The 16,598-nt window shown below is 60.0% G+C and carries 15 protein-coding genes, 4 tRNA genes and 1 pseudogene; 15 read left to right on the forward strand and 5 right to left on the reverse strand.

Going from position 1 to position 16,598, the window contains the following annotated elements; translation table 11 throughout:
• Positions 1 to 385 precede the first annotated feature (385 nt).
• Together AB4N33_RS29020 and AB4N33_RS29025 are read left to right on the forward strand one after the other, a co-directional pair.
• Positions 386 to 562 (forward strand): annotated as a pseudogene (locus AB4N33_RS29020) (HAMP domain-containing protein); the annotation flags it as partial.
• 204 nt (positions 563 to 766) lie between these two features.
• Positions 767 to 1,471 carry a methyl-accepting chemotaxis protein gene (locus AB4N33_RS29025; protein ID WP_460126585.1) on the forward strand — a complete coding sequence of 235 codons (705 nt, stop codon included), beginning with the start codon at positions 767 to 769 and terminating at the stop codon, positions 1,469 to 1,471.
• Between the two features lie 174 nt (positions 1,472 to 1,645).
• On the opposite strand, the gene AB4N33_RS29030 is transcribed toward AB4N33_RS29025, so the two are convergent.
• Entirely contained in the window at positions 1,646 to 2,398 is a 753-nt protein-coding gene (locus AB4N33_RS29030) for a hypothetical protein (RefSeq protein WP_460121877.1), read from the reverse strand.
• Positions 2,399 to 2,791: 393 nt separating this feature from the next.
• On the opposite strand from AB4N33_RS29030, the gene AB4N33_RS29035 reads away from it, so the two are divergent.
• The 4 genes from AB4N33_RS29035 to AB4N33_RS29050 all read left to right on the forward strand — a co-directional run bounded on the left by AB4N33_RS29035 (position 2,792) and on the right by AB4N33_RS29050 (position 3,205).
• A tRNA-Glu gene (locus AB4N33_RS29035) sits at positions 2,792 to 2,867 on the forward strand.
• Between the two features lie 2 nt (positions 2,868 to 2,869).
• Positions 2,870 to 2,945 (forward strand) — tRNA-Gly (locus tag AB4N33_RS29040).
• 105 nt (positions 2,946 to 3,050) lie between these two features.
• Positions 3,051 to 3,126, forward strand: a tRNA-Glu gene (locus AB4N33_RS29045).
• Between the two features lie 3 nt (positions 3,127 to 3,129).
• Positions 3,130 to 3,205, forward strand: a tRNA-Gly gene (locus AB4N33_RS29050).
• 114 nt (positions 3,206 to 3,319) lie between these two features.
• On the opposite strand, the gene AB4N33_RS29055 is transcribed toward AB4N33_RS29050, so the two are convergent.
• Entirely contained in the window at positions 3,320 to 3,961 is a 642-nt protein-coding gene (locus AB4N33_RS29055; RefSeq protein WP_460121878.1) for a LysE family translocator, read from the reverse strand.
• 172 nt (positions 3,962 to 4,133) lie between these two features.
• On the opposite strand from AB4N33_RS29055, the gene AB4N33_RS29060 reads away from it, so the two are divergent.
• Positions 4,134 to 5,108: a LysR family transcriptional regulator gene (locus AB4N33_RS29060; RefSeq protein WP_476458760.1), complete on the forward strand. Its 975-nt coding sequence runs from the start codon at positions 4,134 to 4,136 to the stop codon at positions 5,106 to 5,108.
• 29 nt (positions 5,109 to 5,137) lie between these two features.
• Here the strand turns inward: AB4N33_RS29060 and AB4N33_RS29065 are convergent, their stop codons facing one another.
• Both AB4N33_RS29065 and AB4N33_RS29070 read right to left on the reverse strand, forming a co-directional pair.
• Entirely contained in the window at positions 5,138 to 5,545 is a 408-nt protein-coding gene (locus AB4N33_RS29065) for a PA2817 family protein (RefSeq protein ID WP_460121882.1), read from the reverse strand.
• A 74-nt stretch (positions 5,546 to 5,619) separates the two neighbouring features.
• Positions 5,620 to 8,067, reverse strand: a complete 2,448-nt coding sequence (locus tag AB4N33_RS29070) for an acyl-CoA dehydrogenase (protein ID WP_476458761.1) — start codon at positions 8,065 to 8,067, stop codon at positions 5,620 to 5,622.
• Positions 8,068 to 8,315: 248 nt separating this feature from the next.
• Here AB4N33_RS29070 and AB4N33_RS29075 point away from each other — a divergent pair, with 248 nt between their 5' ends.
• From AB4N33_RS29075 to AB4N33_RS29090, 4 genes are all read left to right on the forward strand, one after another.
• The gene (locus tag AB4N33_RS29075; RefSeq protein ID WP_476458762.1) at positions 8,316 to 8,975 is read left to right on the forward strand and encodes a transglutaminase-like domain-containing protein; all 660 of its coding nucleotides are present in this window, start codon (positions 8,316 to 8,318) and stop codon (positions 8,973 to 8,975) included.
• 43 nt (positions 8,976 to 9,018) lie between these two features.
• The gene (locus tag AB4N33_RS29080; RefSeq protein WP_460121887.1) at positions 9,019 to 9,642 is read left to right on the forward strand and encodes a glutathione S-transferase family protein; all 624 of its coding nucleotides are present in this window, start codon (positions 9,019 to 9,021) and stop codon (positions 9,640 to 9,642) included.
• A 133-nt stretch (positions 9,643 to 9,775) separates the two neighbouring features.
• Complete coding sequence (locus AB4N33_RS29085) at positions 9,776 to 10,708, forward strand: ABC transporter ATP-binding protein (protein ID WP_460121889.1); 933 nt, start codon at positions 9,776 to 9,778, stop codon at positions 10,706 to 10,708.
• Positions 10,705 to 11,484, forward strand: a complete 780-nt coding sequence (locus AB4N33_RS29090; protein WP_460121891.1) for an ABC transporter permease — start codon at positions 10,705 to 10,707, stop codon at positions 11,482 to 11,484. Before AB4N33_RS29085 ends, AB4N33_RS29090 begins: the two co-directional genes overlap by 4 nt.
• 60 nt (positions 11,485 to 11,544) lie before the next feature.
• On the opposite strand, the gene AB4N33_RS29095 is transcribed toward AB4N33_RS29090, so the two are convergent.
• Entirely contained in the window at positions 11,545 to 12,063 is a 519-nt protein-coding gene (locus tag AB4N33_RS29095; protein WP_460141122.1) for a DUF2062 domain-containing protein, read from the reverse strand.
• A 136-nt stretch (positions 12,064 to 12,199) separates the two neighbouring features.
• Here AB4N33_RS29095 and AB4N33_RS29100 point away from each other — a divergent pair, with 136 nt between their 5' ends.
• From AB4N33_RS29100 to lpxK, 4 genes are all read left to right on the forward strand, one after another.
• Positions 12,200 to 14,422 (forward strand): DNA internalization-related competence protein ComEC/Rec2, encoded by a 2,223-nt coding sequence (locus AB4N33_RS29100; protein WP_476458763.1) that lies wholly within the window; start codon positions 12,200 to 12,202, stop codon positions 14,420 to 14,422.
• A 97-nt stretch (positions 14,423 to 14,519) separates the two neighbouring features.
• Positions 14,520 to 15,209: a MotA/TolQ/ExbB proton channel family protein gene (locus AB4N33_RS29105; RefSeq protein WP_476458764.1), complete on the forward strand. Its 690-nt coding sequence runs from the start codon at positions 14,520 to 14,522 to the stop codon at positions 15,207 to 15,209.
• On the forward strand, positions 15,191 to 15,586 hold the full coding sequence (locus tag AB4N33_RS29110) for an ExbD/TolR family protein (protein ID WP_476458858.1): 396 nt from the start codon (positions 15,191 to 15,193) through the stop codon (positions 15,584 to 15,586). The genes AB4N33_RS29105 and AB4N33_RS29110 overlap by 19 nt, the downstream gene beginning before the upstream one ends.
• Positions 15,586 to 16,596: a tetraacyldisaccharide 4'-kinase gene (lpxK, locus tag AB4N33_RS29115; RefSeq protein WP_476458765.1), complete on the forward strand. Its 1,011-nt coding sequence runs from the start codon at positions 15,586 to 15,588 to the stop codon at positions 16,594 to 16,596. The genes AB4N33_RS29110 and lpxK overlap by 1 nt, the downstream gene beginning before the upstream one ends.
• The last annotated feature ends 2 nt before the right edge of the window (positions 16,597 to 16,598 follow it).

The following is a 16,598-nucleotide window of genomic DNA, read 5'->3' on the forward strand; positions in this document are numbered from 1 at the left end:
GAAGGATTCCGAAGGCAAGGACGGCGCCCAGTTCATCGAGCAGGCCAGTCAGGTCAGCCAGGTATCGCGACTGATGCTGCAGGCCATGAACGAAGCGCGTATGCGCCTGGATCAAAGCCGCAAGGGCGATGATAGCGCCCAAGGCAAGATCGAACAGGCCGATCAGGCGCTGGCCCAGGCCGAGCAACTGAAAACCACGGTCAAGGATGAGGGTTACCTGACGGTCCTCAATGAAGTGGTGGGGCATATCGGCGGTTTCAGTGAAAAACTCGCGGAATATACAGATCTTCTGGCCCAGGAAAAAACCGTCTACGGGCAGTTGAATCAGCGCGCGGCCCAAGTGATGGAGCGCGTTGACCAGGCTTACGTCGCCGAAGACCAATCGATGCAGACCGAGCTGAAAAAGAACGCGCTGCTGATTATCGCTTCGTCGGCATTGGCTTTGCTGGTCGGGTTGATTGCGGCATTGGTCATCACTCGTTTGATCGTAGGGCCGTTGCGTCGAGTGATCGGCGTTGCCCAGCAGATCGCGGCAGGCGATTTGAGCGCCACGATCGAGGTGACTCGTCGGGACGAGATCGGCCAGTTAATGCAGGCAATGCAGCAGATGGGGGCGGGGCTTAGCACAATCGTCAGCGGTCTGCAGGCGGGTATCGAGCAGTTGGCCAGCTCCGCTCAGTCGCTGTCGGCGGTGACCGAGCAGACCAATCTGGAGGTCAGCAGCCAGAAAGAGGAAACCGAACAGGTCGCCACGGCCATGAACCAGATGACCGCGACGGTACATGATGTGGCGCGCAATGCCGAGGAGGCTGCACTGGCGGCGCAGACAGCGGACGGCAAAGTCGAAAGTGGCCAGGCCGTGGTACGTCAGAGCATGGCGCGGATCGAGCAACTGGCGGATTCGGCGTCCTCGGCCAGTTCCAGTATCGAGAGCCTGAGTGCGGAAATCCAGAACATCGGTGCCGTGCTCGGCGTGATCAAGAGTGTTGCCGAGCAGACCAATCTGCTGGCGCTCAATGCGGCTATCGAGGCTGCGCGGGCTGGTGAGCAGGGCAGGGGCTTTGCAGTGGTCGCCGACGAAGTCCGGGCACTGGCCAAGCGAACCCAGCAATCGACCGAGGAAATCGAGCGCCTGGTCAGCGCCTTGCGCGCGGCGGCGCAGTCGTCGGTGCAGCAGATCCAGAGCAGTGGCGAGTTGGTGAAGCTGGCGGTCAGTGATGCGCTCCAGACCGAGAGCGCTCTGGGCAGTATCGCTTCGGCAGTGTCGTTGATTCAGCAGATGAACCAGCAGATTGCCGCAGCCGCCGAGGAACAGAGCTCCGTGGCCGAGGAGATCAACCGCAGCGTGACCAGCATCCGCGCCAGTGCCGATCAGTCATCGTTGGCGATGCAGGGCAACGCAGCGTCGAGTATCGAGCTGGCGCAATTGGGCAGTGAGCTTAAGGGGATGGTGGGGCATTTCAGGTTGTAGCTGAACCCGCTCCTGTAGGAGCGGGCTTGTCGGGGCGTCGAACCGTCGCGATGGTAGCCCAGGCACCGCGGGCATTCAGACAGCCCGCATAATCGTTGATGACCATCACGACGCTGCGACATGCTCGCTCATTCAGCTTCGGTGCGGCCGTTGTGCGAGCATCCGAGCCATGAATCAGTCGTAGATCACGCGCTTCTTCCAATCCGCCTCGACTTCCTTGAGGCCTTCGTTCAACTGGTTTGCCTCGTCTTCGGACTGCGCGTGTTGGTCCATGACCTGGGCGTTGGCGCGGGCCAGGAGTTTTTCCAGGTATTCGAGTTGTTCGGCATAGACCTGCGGTTCCTGTTGCTTGCGCAGGTATTGCACGCCGCGTTCGAAAGCGAGACGTGCCTGGCCAGGCTGGTCTTGTTGCAGGCACTGTTGGCCCAGGTTGTTGAAGAACTCAATGTGCAACAACACCAGGATGTGGCGAACTTCGCGGATCCAGCGCTTGGCCTCGTTTGGCGGCAGGAAACCATCCTGTGCCGCACGGGTGATCTGACCGTGCAGGGCCTCGAGCAGGAAGCGAACATCCTTGGCCTTGGCTTCGGTCTGGATCGGTGCGGGCGGATTGTTGACCGGGATCGATTCACCTTGGCCGATCAGCGTACTCAGCTCGTTGATCCGGGACTTCAGGTTGGCGCTGGTTTTTTCCAGGTTCAACAGGCGCTGGCAGACGTTCAGCTCCAGGCGGGTCAACAGCAGCTTGAGGGCCGGGGTCATCAACTGGCCCGGAAAGGTCTCGGTGATCTCGCCGCAGCGGCGCAGACGGTCATTGAGTTCGACCTTGGTACGAGCCCGTTCCAGTTTGTTGGCTTCCACCACATGGTTCATGTACCCAATGGCGATCAAAAGTGCTATCCCGGCTACGACGAGCAGGGTGATCATGAGTGGAGTCAACGGTAAGACCTCTTTATGGGATTCGCGAGCGAGTTTAGTGGCTTGGCATGGGGCCGCATAGGGCCGCTCGACGGGTTGGATCGAATGCGCTTGTCACTGTATCGACCGCAACGCTTCTTATATAAGCAGGCACAATCAAATTGCACATTGCCATCATGTTTTTCATGGGTGGACTATAACGTCTTGGCGAGTGTCAGAATATAGGCGCCAAACGACGGGCGAGCAAAAAGCCTGAATCGTGGCGCAAAGCGGGGCGAAGTCATTGATTTAAATAAATTTATATTCGGGGGTTGACGACCCTTCAATCCATCCATAGAATGCGCGCCACTTGCAGCGTAAAGCACACAGCGAAACGCGGCAGGCAGTGAATGTTGTACGTGTGTCCCCTTCGTCTAGTGGCCTAGGACACCGCCCTTTCACGGCGGTAACAGGGGTTCGAGTCCCCTAGGGGACGCCAATGCGGGAATAGCTCAGTTGGTAGAGCACGACCTTGCCAAGGTCGGGGTCGCGAGTTCGAGTCTCGTTTCCCGCTCCAATTTTAAACAGTGTTGCTTTCGGGTGATACTGAGTGAAACCAGAACCCAATCTTCGGATGCGGGATCTGGACACCGAAACACACACCATGTGTTCCGGGTAGCGTGTCCCCTTCGTCTAGTGGCCTAGGACACCGCCCTTTCACGGCGGTAACAGGGGTTCGAGTCCCCTAGGGGACGCCATTTGCGGGAATAGCTCAGTTGGTAGAGCACGACCTTGCCAAGGTCGGGGTCGCGAGTTCGAGTCTCGTTTCCCGCTCCAAATTCACAAAAACGCCGCTCATTGAGCGGCGTTTTTGTTTGTCTGCAATTCGTCTCCAGGCCGGAAAAAAGGCCCGTCAGTCAGGCTGAGCGGGCCGTTTGCGTGGGCGCTGCTTTACATCGACAGAATCAGGCGCCCTGCGAACAGAATCAGCATCACCCCCATCGTGCGTTCGAACCAGTGTCCCATGCGTATGAACAGCACTCGCACTCGGTTGCTGGAGAAAAACAGCGCGACAATGACGAACCACAGGGCATTGACGAAGCACATCCACAACCCGTAAAGCGCCTGGATGACAAGGGGTGTCGAGGTGCTGATGAGGGTGGTGAAAATCGCCAGGAAGAACAACGTGGCCTTCGGGTTGGTCGCGTTGGTCAGAAATCCTGTGGTGAACGCCTTGAGCCGGGTTTGTTCGACAGCCGGCTCATGACCCTCCTTTTCACCTTCGAGCACTGTTTTCGGTTGGCTGCGTAACAGGCTGACACCGAGGTACAGGATGTAGGCGCCGCCGATGATCTTGGCCACGGTCAACAGCCAGGGCAGGGTGTGCATCAATGCGCCAACCCCCAGCACGGTGTAGAGCACGTGCACGGAAATGCCTGCGCCAATGCCCAAGGCGGTCCAGATTCCTATGCCACGTCCGAAACGTACGCTTTGGCGAATGGTGACTGCAAAATCGGGTCCGGGGGCGACCACGGCCAGAAAGTGGATGGTCGCCAACGCCAGGAATTCTCCCAGGTAAATCGAAAACTGCATCTCAGCTCCATGAGGTCAGGGGTGAAGCACTTCCACGTCGGCCTTGAGGTCATCACTATGGAAAAAGAGGCGAAGCGTCATATTCCATGCTCTCACTCACGTTTATGTATTTCATTATATGAAGCGTGCAATTGCGTGATAATCCGTTCAAACATCAAAGGACTGTTGCGTCGTGAGCATAAATCTTCCCCTGCCGTTACTCGGTGAAATGGCCATTTTCGTCAAGGTTGTCGAGACCGGGAGCTTTTCCGAGGCTGCACGTCAGTTGGGCAGTTCACCGTCGGCGGTCAGCCGCAGCATTTCGCGCCTGGAAAAGGCGCTGGCCATGCGTTTGCTACAACGCACCACACGTAAATTGCGCCTGAGCGACGGTGGCGAAGAGGTGTTCAAGCGTTGCCAGGAGATGGTCAACGCCGCCAGATCGGTGATGGAAATCAGCGGCCAGTTCACCGATGAAGCACAAGGGTTGGTCCGTCTCAGCGTGCCCAAGGCAGTGGGTCGATTTGTGATACACCCACACATGCCGGAGTTTCTGCGGCGTTATCCCAAGGTGGATGTGGAGTTGTTGCTCGAGGATCGCCAGGTGGATCTGATCGACGATCACGTCGATCTGGCGATTCGCATCACCGATCATCCACCTGCGGGGCTGGTAGGGCGACAATTGCTGACCATCGATCACCTACTGTGTGCGACACCGCAGTATCTGGCGGAGCATGGCACGCCAACTCATCCCCATGACCTGCTCAATCACAGCTGCATCTACCTGGGCGAAACGCCAAGTGATGCACGCTGGAAATTCAAGAAGGGCACCAAGGCTGTCACCGTTGGCGTGCGCGGGCGCTATGCCGCCAATCACACCGGGGTGCGTCTGGGTGCAGTGTTGCAGCACATCGGGATTGGCAGCCTGCCGTATTTCACCGCGCGTCATGCACTGGAGCAGGGCTTGCTCGTACAGGTGCTGCCAGACTGGACGTTTCTCGCCTCATACCACGGCGGTGCGTGGCTGCTGCATTCGCCCACTCGTTACCTGCCGCCGAAGCTGCGGGTGTTGATCGATTATCTGGTGGAATGCCTTGAGAAAGAGCCGACGCTGGGCAAACCCGGCAAACAACCCACCCCCCGTCCTTCAGGGTCAAAGTCCCAATAAAAAAGGCCCGCGATGCGGGCCTTTTGGTATCAGTGCTTGCTGTCGTCGTTCGACATCGCCAGCAACTGTTTTTCCTGATGCCAGTCGAACGGTTCGTCGTTCTGTTCAGCTTCGTAGCGCCGTTCTTCCAGTGCCTGATACAGGTCGATCTCGTCGTCGGGCATGTAGTGCAGGCAGTCACCGGCGAAGTACCACAGCAGGTCGCGCGGGACCAGGTGGGCGATCTGTGGGTAGCGGGTCATCACCTGGCACAGGATGTCCTGGCCCAGGTACTGGCTTTCGATCGGATCGATCGGCAGGGATGCACGAAGTTCGTCGAAGCGCTCCAGGAACAGGGCATGGCTTTCTTCGGGAACCTGTTCGGCCTCACCCACGGCGACCAGGATGCTGCGCAAGTGGTCAAGCAAGACGAGATGATCGGCAACGACGTTGGACACGAGATAAGTCCTCAAGAGCAAAACGGGCGCGGGAGTATAAAGCTCCCGCGCCCGTTTTTACATGGTTGGCAGGATCAGCGGACTTTTCCTGGTGTCGGTGCCAATTCCTCTTTGTCGAAATCATCCACATCGATCACCTTGCGCCGCGCCACTTCGGCTTCACGCAGGTTATGCGCTTCCATGGGCTGCAAGACACCAGCCTCCAGCGCCGCGTCGATGACGTGTTCCCCGGCCAGCGGTTTGAACTGACCGCCTTTGAGCGCCACGTGCAACTTTTTATGCACCGGTTGCGTCGCGTTCAACAGGTTGCACGCGTGTTGCAACGCGCCCACGGCGTCATCGGGTGATTGTGGACGGAAGCAGCCGCCGAGCAATTCTTCCAGGGTTGGATCACCCTTCGCCCGGCCGATCACCGCTGCCACTTCGGCGCCGAGCCTGTCCGATGGGCCTTTGTGACGGCGACCGAACGGGAACACGATGACCCGAAGCAGGCAACCGAGCACTTTGTTGGGGAAGTTGGTCAGCAACTCATCCAGGGCTCGCTCGGACTGCCCAAGGCTTTCTTCCATGGCCCAGGTGAACAGAGGCGCCATGTGTTCGGGAGAATCCAGGTCGTGATAACGCTTGAGTGCGGCCGACGCCAGATACAGGTTGCTGAGTACATCTCCCAGGCGTGCCGACAGGCGTTCGCGGCGCTTCAGCTCACCGCCCAGCAGCATCATGCTCAAATCGGCCAACATGGCGAAAGCGGCTGCCTGGCGGTTGAGGGCGCGGAAGTAGCCTTGGCTGAGCTTGTTGCCTGGCGCCCTCTCGAAGTGACCGAAGCCCAGGTTGAGTACCAACGTACTGGCCGCATTGCTCACGGCGAACCCGATATGCCTGAGCAGCAATCCATCGAATTCGGTGAGGGCTTGCTGCTTGTCCTCGCGACCGGCCAAGGCCATTTCTTTCAGGACGAAAGGATGGCAACGGATCGCACCCTGGCCGAAGATCATCAGGTTTCGCGAGAGGATGTTCGCGCCTTCCACGGTGATGAAGATGGGTGCGCCATTCCAGCTGCGCCCCAGGTAATTGTTGGGCCCCATGATGATGGCCTTGCCACCGTGGACATCCATGGCGTGGCTGATGCATTCGCGGCCGCGTTCGGTGAGGTGGTACTTGAGGATCGCCGACAGTACCGACGGTTTCTCGCCCAGGTCCACCGCGTTGGCGGTGAGCATCCGCGCTGCGTCCATCATCCAGGCATTGCCGCCGATGCGCGCCATGGCTTCCTGGATGCCTTCGAACGCCGACAGTGGCACGTTGAACTGCTCGCGGATCTGCGCATATTGGCCGGTCACCAGGCTGGTGAATTTTGCCGCACCGGTGCCGACTGCCGGCAACGAAATCGACCGCCCCACCGACAGGCAGTTCATCAGCATCATCCAGCCTTTGCCGAGCATTTCCTGGCCGCCGATCAGGAAGTCCAGAGGAATGAACACGTCTTTGCCGGCGTTGGGGCCGTTCATGAATGCTGCGCCCAGTGGCAGATGTCGACGGCCGATTTCCACACCGGGCGTGTCGGTGGGGATCAGCGCCAGACTGATGCCAAGGTCCACTTCATCGCCCAGCAAATGGTCCGGGTCATAGGCTTTGAACGCCAGGCCGAGCAGGGTGGCGACCGGGCCGAGGGTGATGTAGCGTTTTTCCCAGTTCAGGCGCAGGCCGAGGGTTTCCTCGCCGTTCCATTGGCCTTTGCAGATGATGCCAGTGTCGGGCATTGCACCGGCGTCCGAGCCGGCGAGTGGTCCGGTGAGGGCGAAACAGGGGATGTCATCGCCACGGGCCAGGCGTGGCAAGTAATGGTTGCGTTGTTCGTCGGTGCCGTAGTGCAGCAACAGCTCTGCCGGGCCAAGTGAGTTCGGAACCATCACGGTTGAGGCGAGGTCGCCGCTGCGGGTGGCCAGTTTCATCGCCACCTGGGAGTGGGCGTAGGCCGAGAAGCCCTTGCCACCGTATTCCTTGGGAATGATCAGCGCAAAAAAGCCGTTGTTTTTGATGTGGGCCCAGGCTTCGGCGGGCAGGTCCATGTCCTGGCCAATCTGCCAGTCGGTCACCATCGCGCAGAGTTCGTCAGTCGGCCCGTCGATGAACGCCTGCTCCTCTTCGGTCAATTGCACCTTGGGGTAGGACAGCAGTTTGTCCCAGTCCGGGCGGCCGCTGAACAGTTCACCGTCCCACCAGACCGTGCCGGCGTCGATGGCATCTCGCTCGGTTTCGGACATGGGCGGCAGCGTTTTCTGAAACCAGTCGAAGAGCGGCGCGCTGAAAAATTTGCGACGCAGGTCAGGCAACAGCAAGGGCGCTGCGACAGCGGCGATCAGCAGCCAAAAGATCAGCAGTAGCCAGCCAGGCGCGCGACTGAAGGCGCCCATCGCCACGACATAAACGGCAACGATACACAAGGCGGGCAGGGGGGCGACGCGACGGTGGGCTAAATACGCAATCCCGACAACCAGAACCAGTATCCACAACAGCAGCATATTTAATCCTCCGTGAAACAAGGGCAAAAACAACCTTCAGAGCTTAGACGGCATCGGCCGAACAGGTTGACCAGAGCGGTGAGACAGAAATCGTGAGAAACCTTCGATGAGTTTGTAGGAGCGGTTGGCAGCGGATCACACCAATCGTTCGAGAGCGGGCGGCAAAGCGTCCAAGTTTGGCCGAAACGTCGTTATCTCTGTGCTGAGCCTGTCGCTAGACTCGGGGGCACCCCCAGGAGATCAATCGCATGCACGAGTATTTGAATCCCGGTCGCTTCATCGATAGTGACCACCCGTCGGTCGTGGAGTTCGCGGAGAAACACCGTGGCAGCCGGCGCGATCCGCTCGAGCAGGCCATCAATCTTTACTACGCGGTGCGCGAGGCTGTGCGGTACAACCCTTACACATTCAGTCGTGATCCGCACACCTTGCGTGGCAGTCATGCACTGGCCGCCGGTGAAAGTTATTGTGTGCCCAAAGCCACATTGCTGGCGGGGGCCGCGCGTCATTGCGGCATCCCCGCGCGAATTGGCCTGGCCGATGTTCGCAATCATTTGTCGACCCCTCGCTTGCTGGCGTTGCTCAAAAGCGATGTGTTCGCCATGCACGGTTATACCGAGCTGTACCTGAACGGCGCCTGGGTCAAGGCCACGCCGGCGTTCAACCAGCAATTGTGTGAACTGTTCAACGTGGCGCCGCTGGAATTCGATGGCATCAACGATAGCGTTTTCCACCCTTTCAATCGTGACGGTGAGCAACTGATGGAGTATCTGGTCGATCACGGTCAGTTCGCCGACGTACCCGAAACCTTCTTCTTCGAGCATCTGCAACAGTGCTACCCGCATCTGTTCAGCGATGAACTGCCGCTGCTGCTGGGTGATATGCAGAGCGATTTGAGCCGCGCCTGATCCAGCGTATGCTGCCTGCGCATTCATCCATAAAGAGGCAGACATGCTGAAGATCTGGGGTCGGAAAAATTCGTCGAATGTCAGGAAACCCTTGTGGGCCGCCGAGGAGCTGAACCTGGCCTATGAGGCCATCGACGCCGGTGGCGCCTTTGGTGTGGTCGATACGCCGCAATACCGCGCGATGAATCCTAATGGGCGAGTGCCGGTGATCGAAGATGACGGCTTTGTACTCTGGGAGTCCAACGCCATCGTACGTTACCTCCTGGCCCTGCATGCCGGTGGCACCGCGTGGTATCCGGCCGACCTGAAGCAGCGTGCCCTCGCCGATAAATGGATGGACTGGACCACTTCCAGTTTTGCCGGCCCGTTCCGAACCGTGTTCTGGGGTGTCCTGCGCACGCCGGCCGAGCAACAGGACTGGCCTGCGATCCACGCCGCGATCAAGGAATGCGACACGTTGTTGTCGATGGCCAATGAGGCGCTCGCCGTGAAACCGTACCTGTCGGGTGATGAAATCGGCATGGGCGACATCCCCCTCGGCAGTTTTATTTATGCCTGGTTCGAGATGCCGATCGAGCGTGCGCCGCAACCTCATCTGCAGGCCTGGTATGCACGGTTGAAAGAGCGTCCAGCGTACAAAAAAGCGGTCATGACCGCGTTGACTTAATACTTACTATCGACACACTTCACTGTACTTGTCTGGCGGCGACAAGCACCATTGCACTCATGTGCCGTGGCTGCCTTGTGCGCCGCCCACCCTCGTTTATTCCTTCTTTCCCTTCTTGGTGCGTAGATCCGATATGAGTTCCGCTCTGTCCATCCGGCAGCTAACCAAAACCTACGGCAACGGTTTCCAGGCCCTGAGTGGTATCGATCTGGACGTCGCCGAGGGTGACTTTTTCGCCTTGCTCGGCCCCAATGGTGCCGGCAAATCCACGACCATCGGCATTCTCTCCACCCTGGTGAACAAGACCAGCGGCACGGTGAACATCTTTGGCCACGACCTGGACAAGAATCCTGCGCAGCTCAAGCGCTCCATTGGCGTTGTGCCGCAGGAATTCAACTTCAACCAGTTCGAAAAGACCTTCGACATCGTCGTGACCCAGGCCGGGTATTACGGCATCCCGCCGAAAGTCGCCAAGGAGCGCGCCGAGCAGTACCTGACGCAGCTCGGCCTTTGGGACAAGCGCGATGTACCTTCGCGTTCACTGTCCGGCGGCATGAAGCGGCGCCTGATGATCGCTCGCGCTCTGGTTCATGAACCGCGTCTGTTGATCCTCGACGAGCCGACCGCGGGGGTGGATATCGAACTGCGCCGTTCGATGTGGTCGTTCCTGACCGAGCTGAACCAGAAAGGCATCACCATCATCCTCACCACGCATTACCTGGAGGAGGCTGAGCAGCTGTGCCGCCACATCGGTATCATCGATCACGGCACCATCGTCGAAAACACCAGCATGAAACAGCTGCTCAGCCAGCTGCATGTGGAGACGTTCCTGCTCGACACGAAGAACGCCCTGAGCGTGGCGCCGCAGTTGCTCGGTTACCCGAGCCGATTGCTCGACGCGCATACCCTGGAAGTCCAGGTCGAGAAGACCATGGGTATCACGGCGCTGTTCACCCAGTTGGCGCAGCAGAACATCGAAGTGCTGAGCCTGCGTAACAAAACCAATCGCCTCGAGGAGTTGTTCGTGTCCCTGGTGGAGAAAAATCTGTCGAAGGTGGCGGTATGAATTCCGAGCTGCGACCCAATCTCGTCGCCCTCAACACCATCGTTTACCGTGAGGTCAGGCGCTTTACCCGCATCTGGCCACAAACGCTGCTGCCACCCGCCATCACGATGGTTCTGTACTTTGTGATCTTCGGCAACCTGATTGGCCGGCAGATTGGTGACATGGGTGGCTTCAGTTACATGGAGTACATCGTGCCCGGGCTGATCATGATGTCGGTGATCACCAACTCCTACGGCAACGTGGTATCGAGTTTCTTCGGTAGCAAGTTCCAGCGTTCCATCGAGGAATTGATGGTGTCGCCGGTGTCACCGCATACGATTCTGATCGGCTTCACCCTGGGCGGCGTGCTGCGCGGGTTGATGGTCGGGCTAATCGTGACGGTCCTGTCGATGTTCTTCACCCACTTGCAGGTGCATCACCTGGGGCTCACCATCCTGGTGGTGGTGCTGACGGCGACGATCTTCTCGCTGCTGGGCTTCATCAACGCGGTGTTCGCACGCAACTTCGATGATATTTCGATCATCCCGACCTTTGTGCTGACGCCACTGACTTACCTGGGCGGGGTGTTTTATTCGATCTCGCTGCTGTCGCCGTTCTGGCAGACGGTATCGCTGGCCAATCCGGTGTTGCACATGGTCAACGCTTTCCGCTACGGAATCCTGGGCGTTTCGGACATCAGGATCAGTGTGGCGATTACGTTCATGCTGGTGGCCACGGTGGTGTTGTACATCGGCTGCGCGCGGTTGCTCGTGAGTGGGCGGGGGATGCGGACTTAACGCTCCTACAGGGGTTGCGTTGTGCCATTGAAAAGGCCTCCAGATGGAGGCCTTTTGTGTTCATTGCATACGCTTTTTCTTGCGCCGCGCCCACTGCCGGCTGACCCACCAGCGCCAGTACATCATCACCAGGCAATAGGCGAGCGCGCCCAGCAACAGTCCTGTGACCACCGATCCCAGCAGGAATGGCTGCCACAACGTCGACAATTCGCCGCTGATCCACTCCCATGTCAGCTCGTCGGGCAAGTGCCGGGCGGGCACATTCATCAGCCAGGCACCCATCTGGTACGTGCAGAAAAACACCGCTGGCATGGTGATCGGATTGGTCAGCCAGACCAGGCTGACAGCAATCGGCATGTTGCCGCGCACCAGTACGGCAAGGGCGGCCGCCACCAGCATCTGCATGGGAATCGGCAGGAACGCCGCGAATAGACCCACCGCCATCGCCCGCGCCACCGAGTGTCGGTTGAGGTGCCAGAGGTTCGGGTCATGCAGCAGGGTGCCGAGAAAGCGTAAGGATTGATGTTCCCTGATGCTGGTCGGGTCTGGCATGTATCGTTTGAATAAGCGCCGGGGCATAAGGCTTCTCGGTCGGTTAAGGCTGCAAGTATGTCTGGATTCTACGAGTCGCCCATTCAGAGTTTGTGACAATTATTGACCACGCTCGTGCCGTGAGCCGGCTATCACTAGGGAGGGGACTCTCAAGGACGGGCTTATGCGCACAGGGATGATGGCGCTGGCGTTGGGGCTGCTGACCCTGCGCTTTTTGCCGGTATTACCGCCGGCAGGGTTGTGGCTGGTACTGCCCGTGGCGGGTTTGATGTGGTTGCCGTTCAGGACTTATCCGTTGGCGTTTTTCCTGTTTGGCTTCAGTTGGGCCTGCGCGAATGCACAGTGGGCGCTGGATGACCGATTGCCGGCGGACCTCGACGGGGAAACCCGTTGGGTCGAGGGACGCGTGGTTGGGTTGCCCCAGAGCAGCGACGCGGTGGTGCGTTTCGAATTGATTGACGTACGTTCGCGGGAGGCCAGGATGCCTCGAATGATGCGTCTAGCCTGGTATGGCGGGCCACCGATCAGCGGCGGCGAGCGCTGGCGCCTGGCGGTGAAATTGAAACGTCCGGCCGGGCTGCTCAACCCGCATGCCTTCGATTACGACGCCTGGCTGCTGGCGCAACGCATCGGCGCCACCGGTACCATCAAGGATGGCCAGCGCCTTGTTGAAGCCCGTTGGGCCTGGCGCGACACTGTCCGCCAACGCTTGCAGGCGGTGGATGCCCAGGGTCGCACCGGTGCGTTGACGGCCCTGGTGCTGGGCGATGGCGCCGGGCTGGATCGTGAAGACTGGCAAGTATTGCAAGACACCGGCACCGTGCATCTGCTGGTGATCTCGGGCCAGCACATCGGCCTGTTGGCGGGCGTGGTGTACCTGTTGATTGCCGGGCTGGCGCGTTATGGGCTCTGGCCGAACCTTTTACCGTGGTTACCCTGGGCCTGCGCACTGGCGTTTGCCGCAGCGCTGGCCTACGGGCTGTTGGCGGGGTTCGGAGTGCCAGTGCGACGGGCCTGCGTGATGATCGGACTGGTGCTGTTATGGCGCCTGCGTTTTCGCCACCTCGGCGCCTGGTGGCCCTTGTTGCTGGCGCTCGACGCGGTGTTGCTGCTGGACCCCCTGGTGAGTTTGCTGCCAGGTTTCTGGCTATCGTTCGCGGCGGTAGCGGTGCTGATCTTTACCTTCGGCGGCCGACTCGGTCCCTGGCGATGGTGGCAAACCTGGACGCGCGCGCAATGGTTGATTGCCCTTGGCCTTGGGCCGTTGCTGCTGATACTGGGATTGCCGGTCAGCCTCAGCGGCCCGCTGGCCAATTTGCTGGCGGTGCCCTGGATCAGCCTGTTGGTGTTGCCGCTGGCCTTGCTCGGCACGCTGCTGTTGCCTGTGCCCCTGGTGGGCGAAAGTTTACTGTGGCTGGCAGGCGGGTTGATCGATTGGTTGTTCTGGGGCCTTGGCTTGCTCGCGGACCCCGTGCCCGCGTGGGTGTCGGTGGCCATTCCAGTTTGGGCGTGGGGGCTGGGCAGCCTGGGTGCGCTGCTGCTGTTGCTGCCCCGTGGCATTGTGCTGCGCCCACTGGGATGGCCGCTGTTGCTGATGCTGGTTTTCCCGCCCAGGCCAACGCTCCCTGAAGGCATTGCCGAAGTCTGGCAACTGGATGTCGGCCAGGGGCTGGCAATCCTGATACGCACCCGGCATCACACCCTGCTGTACGATACCGGGCCGCGCTTCGGTGATTTCGACCTCGGCGAACGAGTGGTTTTGCCAACGTTGCGCAAACTGGGTGTGGACCAGCTCGACCTGATGCTGATCAGCCACCCCGACGCCGACCATGCCGGTGGGGCGCGGGCGATTGCCAATGGATTGCCGGTGGCACGAGTCCTCAGCGGCGACCCGCTCGCGCTGCCCGTCACCCTGAACGCGCAAGCCTGCGAAAGTGGGCAGCGATGGGATTGGGACGGCGTGAGCTTTCAACTATGGCAATGGGCCGAGGCGGCGGGCAGCAATCAAAAATCCTGTGTGCTGCAGGTCGAAGCCAATGGTGAGCGCCTGCTGCTCACCGGTGATATCGACGTTCCGGCCGAGCGCGCCTTGCTCGACAGCCCACTGGCAGTGCCCACCGATTGGTTGCAGTCACCGCACCATGGCAGCCGCAGTTCTTCGTCCATGGCACTGCTGGCCGCGCTGCAACCCAAATCGGTGTTGATCTCGCGCGGCAACGGTAATTCGTTCGGCCACCCACATCCCACGGTCATGGCCCGGTATCGAAAACGTGGCATGACCGTCCACGACAGCGCTGAGCAGGGCGCCATTCGTCTGCGGCTCGGGCGTTTCGAGCCGGCCTGGACGATGCGTCAACAACGGCGCTTCTGGCGGGCCGCACCATAAAAGGGGGGATCGAAGAACGACCGGATGCGACATCACGGTCTTCGGTGCGCCCACCCCCTATGTTAGAGTGGCGCACTTTTTCGAGGGGACTGACACTGTGTGGGAATTGGTCAAATCCGGCGGCTGGATGATGCTGCCGATCATTCTGAGTTCCATCGCGGCCATGGCGATTGTCGCCGAGCGTCTGTGGACCCTGCGCGCCAGCCGTGTGACGCCTGAGCATCTGCTCGGCCAGGTCTGGGTGTGGATCAAGGACAAGCAACTCAATAAGGAGAAGCTCAAGGAACTGCGCGCCAATTCGCCATTGGGCGAGATCCTGGCCGCGGGCCTGGCCAACTCCAAGCATGGTCGCGAGATCATGAAAGAGTGCATCGAAGAAGCGGCGGCGCGGGTCATTCACGAACTCGAACGCTACATCAATGCGCTGGGTACCATCGCCGCCATGGCTCCGCTGCTGGGCTTGCTGGGCACGGTGCTGGGCATGATCGACATTTTCAGCGCCTTCATGGGCACGGGAATGACCACCAACGCTTCCGTGCTGGCCGGTGGTATTTCCAAGGCCCTGATCACGACCGCAGCGGGCCTGATGGTCGGCATCCCGTCGGTGTTCTTCCACCGGTTCCTGCAACGACGCATCGATGAATTGGTGGTGGGCATGGAACAGGAAGCGATCAAGTTGGTTGAAGTGGTACAGGGCGATCGCGACGTGGATCTGTACGAGGGTAAAAAGCGTGGAAATTCCGTCGCAAGCAACGGGAGAACGTCGACATCAACCTCGCGTCTTTGATCGACGTGGTGTTTATCCTGCTGCTGTTTTTTGTCGTGACCACCACCTTCACCCGCGAAACCCAACTGCGCGTCGAGCTGCCGCAGGCGGTCACCGGTGCGTCGGCCGATGACGAGCAGGCCAAGCACCTGGACCTCACCATCAACGCTGAGGGTGTGTTCGCGCTGAACAACCAGATCCTGCCAAAAAGCGATCTGGCGACCCTCATCGATGCGCTGCAGAAAGAGTCCGGTGGCGACACCAACCTGCCACTGTCCATCAGCGCCGATGGCAAGACCCAGCATCAGTCGGTGATCACCGCGATGGACGCCGCCGGCAAATTGGGTTTCAGCCACCTGCGCATGACCACAGTCGAGGCGGCGCCGCCCGCGCCCTGATGGCCATGTCCGATCGCCTGCTCGCCGCGTGGTACCAGGGGCACCCGGCCCTGAAACTGCTGCAGCCACTGGAATGGCTGTATCGGCGTGTGGTCACGCGCAAGCGCGAGCGTTTCCTGGCAGGCGAGGGCGAGATCTATCAGCCGCCGGTGCCGCTCATCGTGGTTGGCAATATCACCGTCGGCGGCACGGGCAAGACGCCGCTGATCCTGTGGATGATCGAGCATTGCCAGCGTAGCGGCCTGCGCGTCGGTGTGGTCAGTCGCGGTTATGGTGCCAAGCCGCCACAACTGCCGTGGCGGGTCGAGGCCGATCAGGACGCCGACGTGGCGGGTGACGAACCGCTGCTGATCGTCCAGCGCACTGGCGTGCCGCTGATGATCGATCCGGATCGCAGCAACGCGGTCAAGGCGTTGCTGGCCAGTGAACCGCTGGATCTGATCCTGTCCGACGACGGCATGCAGCATTATCGCCTGGCGCGCGACCTTGAACTGGTCTTGATCGATGCTGCCCGTGGCCTGGGCAACAAACGCTGCCTGCCCGCCGGGCCGCTGCGCGAGCCGGTCGAGCGCCTGCAAAGCGTCGACGCCGTGCTCTACAACGGCGCTGCCGATGACCGGGCGGACGGATTCGCCTTCACCTTGCAGCCCACCGCACTGGTCAACCTGCAGAATGGCGGACGGCGTCCCCTCGATCATTTCCCGAAAGGCCAGGCGTTACACGCTGTTGCCGGGATCGGTAACCCGCAGCGTTTCTTCACAACCCTCGAAACGCTACACTGGCGACCTGTTCCTCATGCATTTGCCGACCACGCCGAATACAGCGTGCAGGCCTTGAATTTCACACCGTCATTGCCCTTGGTGATGACGGAAAAGGACGCGGTGAAGTGCCGTGCCTTCGCCGCCGCCGATTGGTGGTATCTGACGGTCGATGCTGCGCCATCGCCGGCCTTCGTGGCCTGGTTCGATACGCAGTTGATGCGTCTGTTGCCGGCTCGTCTTTTGCCTTAAAC

The organism is Pseudomonas sp. S1_E05 (genome assembly GCF_056337105.1).

Excerpts from the sequence above, each read along its gene's own strand:
- AB4N33_RS29025 (WP_460126585.1), top strand. The coding sequence starts at position 767 with ATGACCGCGACGGTACATGATGTGGCGCGCAATGCCGAGGAGGCTGCA.
- AB4N33_RS29030 (WP_460121877.1), bottom strand. The coding sequence starts at position 2,398 with ATGATCACCCTGCTCGTCGTAGCCGGGATAGCACTTTTGATCGCCATT.
- AB4N33_RS29055 (WP_460121878.1), bottom strand. The coding sequence starts at position 3,961 with ATGCAGTTTTCGATTTACCTGGGAGAATTCCTGGCGTTGGCGACCATC.
- AB4N33_RS29070 (WP_476458761.1), bottom strand. The coding sequence starts at position 8,067 with ATGCTGCTGTTGTGGATACTGGTTCTGGTTGTCGGGATTGCGTATTTA.
- AB4N33_RS29075 (WP_476458762.1), top strand. The coding sequence starts at position 8,316 with ATGCACGAGTATTTGAATCCCGGTCGCTTCATCGATAGTGACCACCCG.
- AB4N33_RS29080 (WP_460121887.1), top strand. The coding sequence starts at position 9,019 with ATGCTGAAGATCTGGGGTCGGAAAAATTCGTCGAATGTCAGGAAACCC.
- AB4N33_RS29085 (WP_460121889.1), top strand. The coding sequence starts at position 9,776 with ATGAGTTCCGCTCTGTCCATCCGGCAGCTAACCAAAACCTACGGCAAC.
- AB4N33_RS29090 (WP_460121891.1), top strand. The coding sequence starts at position 10,705 with ATGAATTCCGAGCTGCGACCCAATCTCGTCGCCCTCAACACCATCGTT.
- AB4N33_RS29095 (WP_460141122.1), bottom strand. The coding sequence starts at position 12,063 with ATGCCCCGGCGCTTATTCAAACGATACATGCCAGACCCGACCAGCATC.
- AB4N33_RS29100 (WP_476458763.1), top strand. The coding sequence starts at position 12,200 with ATGCGCACAGGGATGATGGCGCTGGCGTTGGGGCTGCTGACCCTGCGC.
- lpxK (WP_476458765.1), top strand. The coding sequence starts at position 15,586 with ATGGCCATGTCCGATCGCCTGCTCGCCGCGTGGTACCAGGGGCACCCG.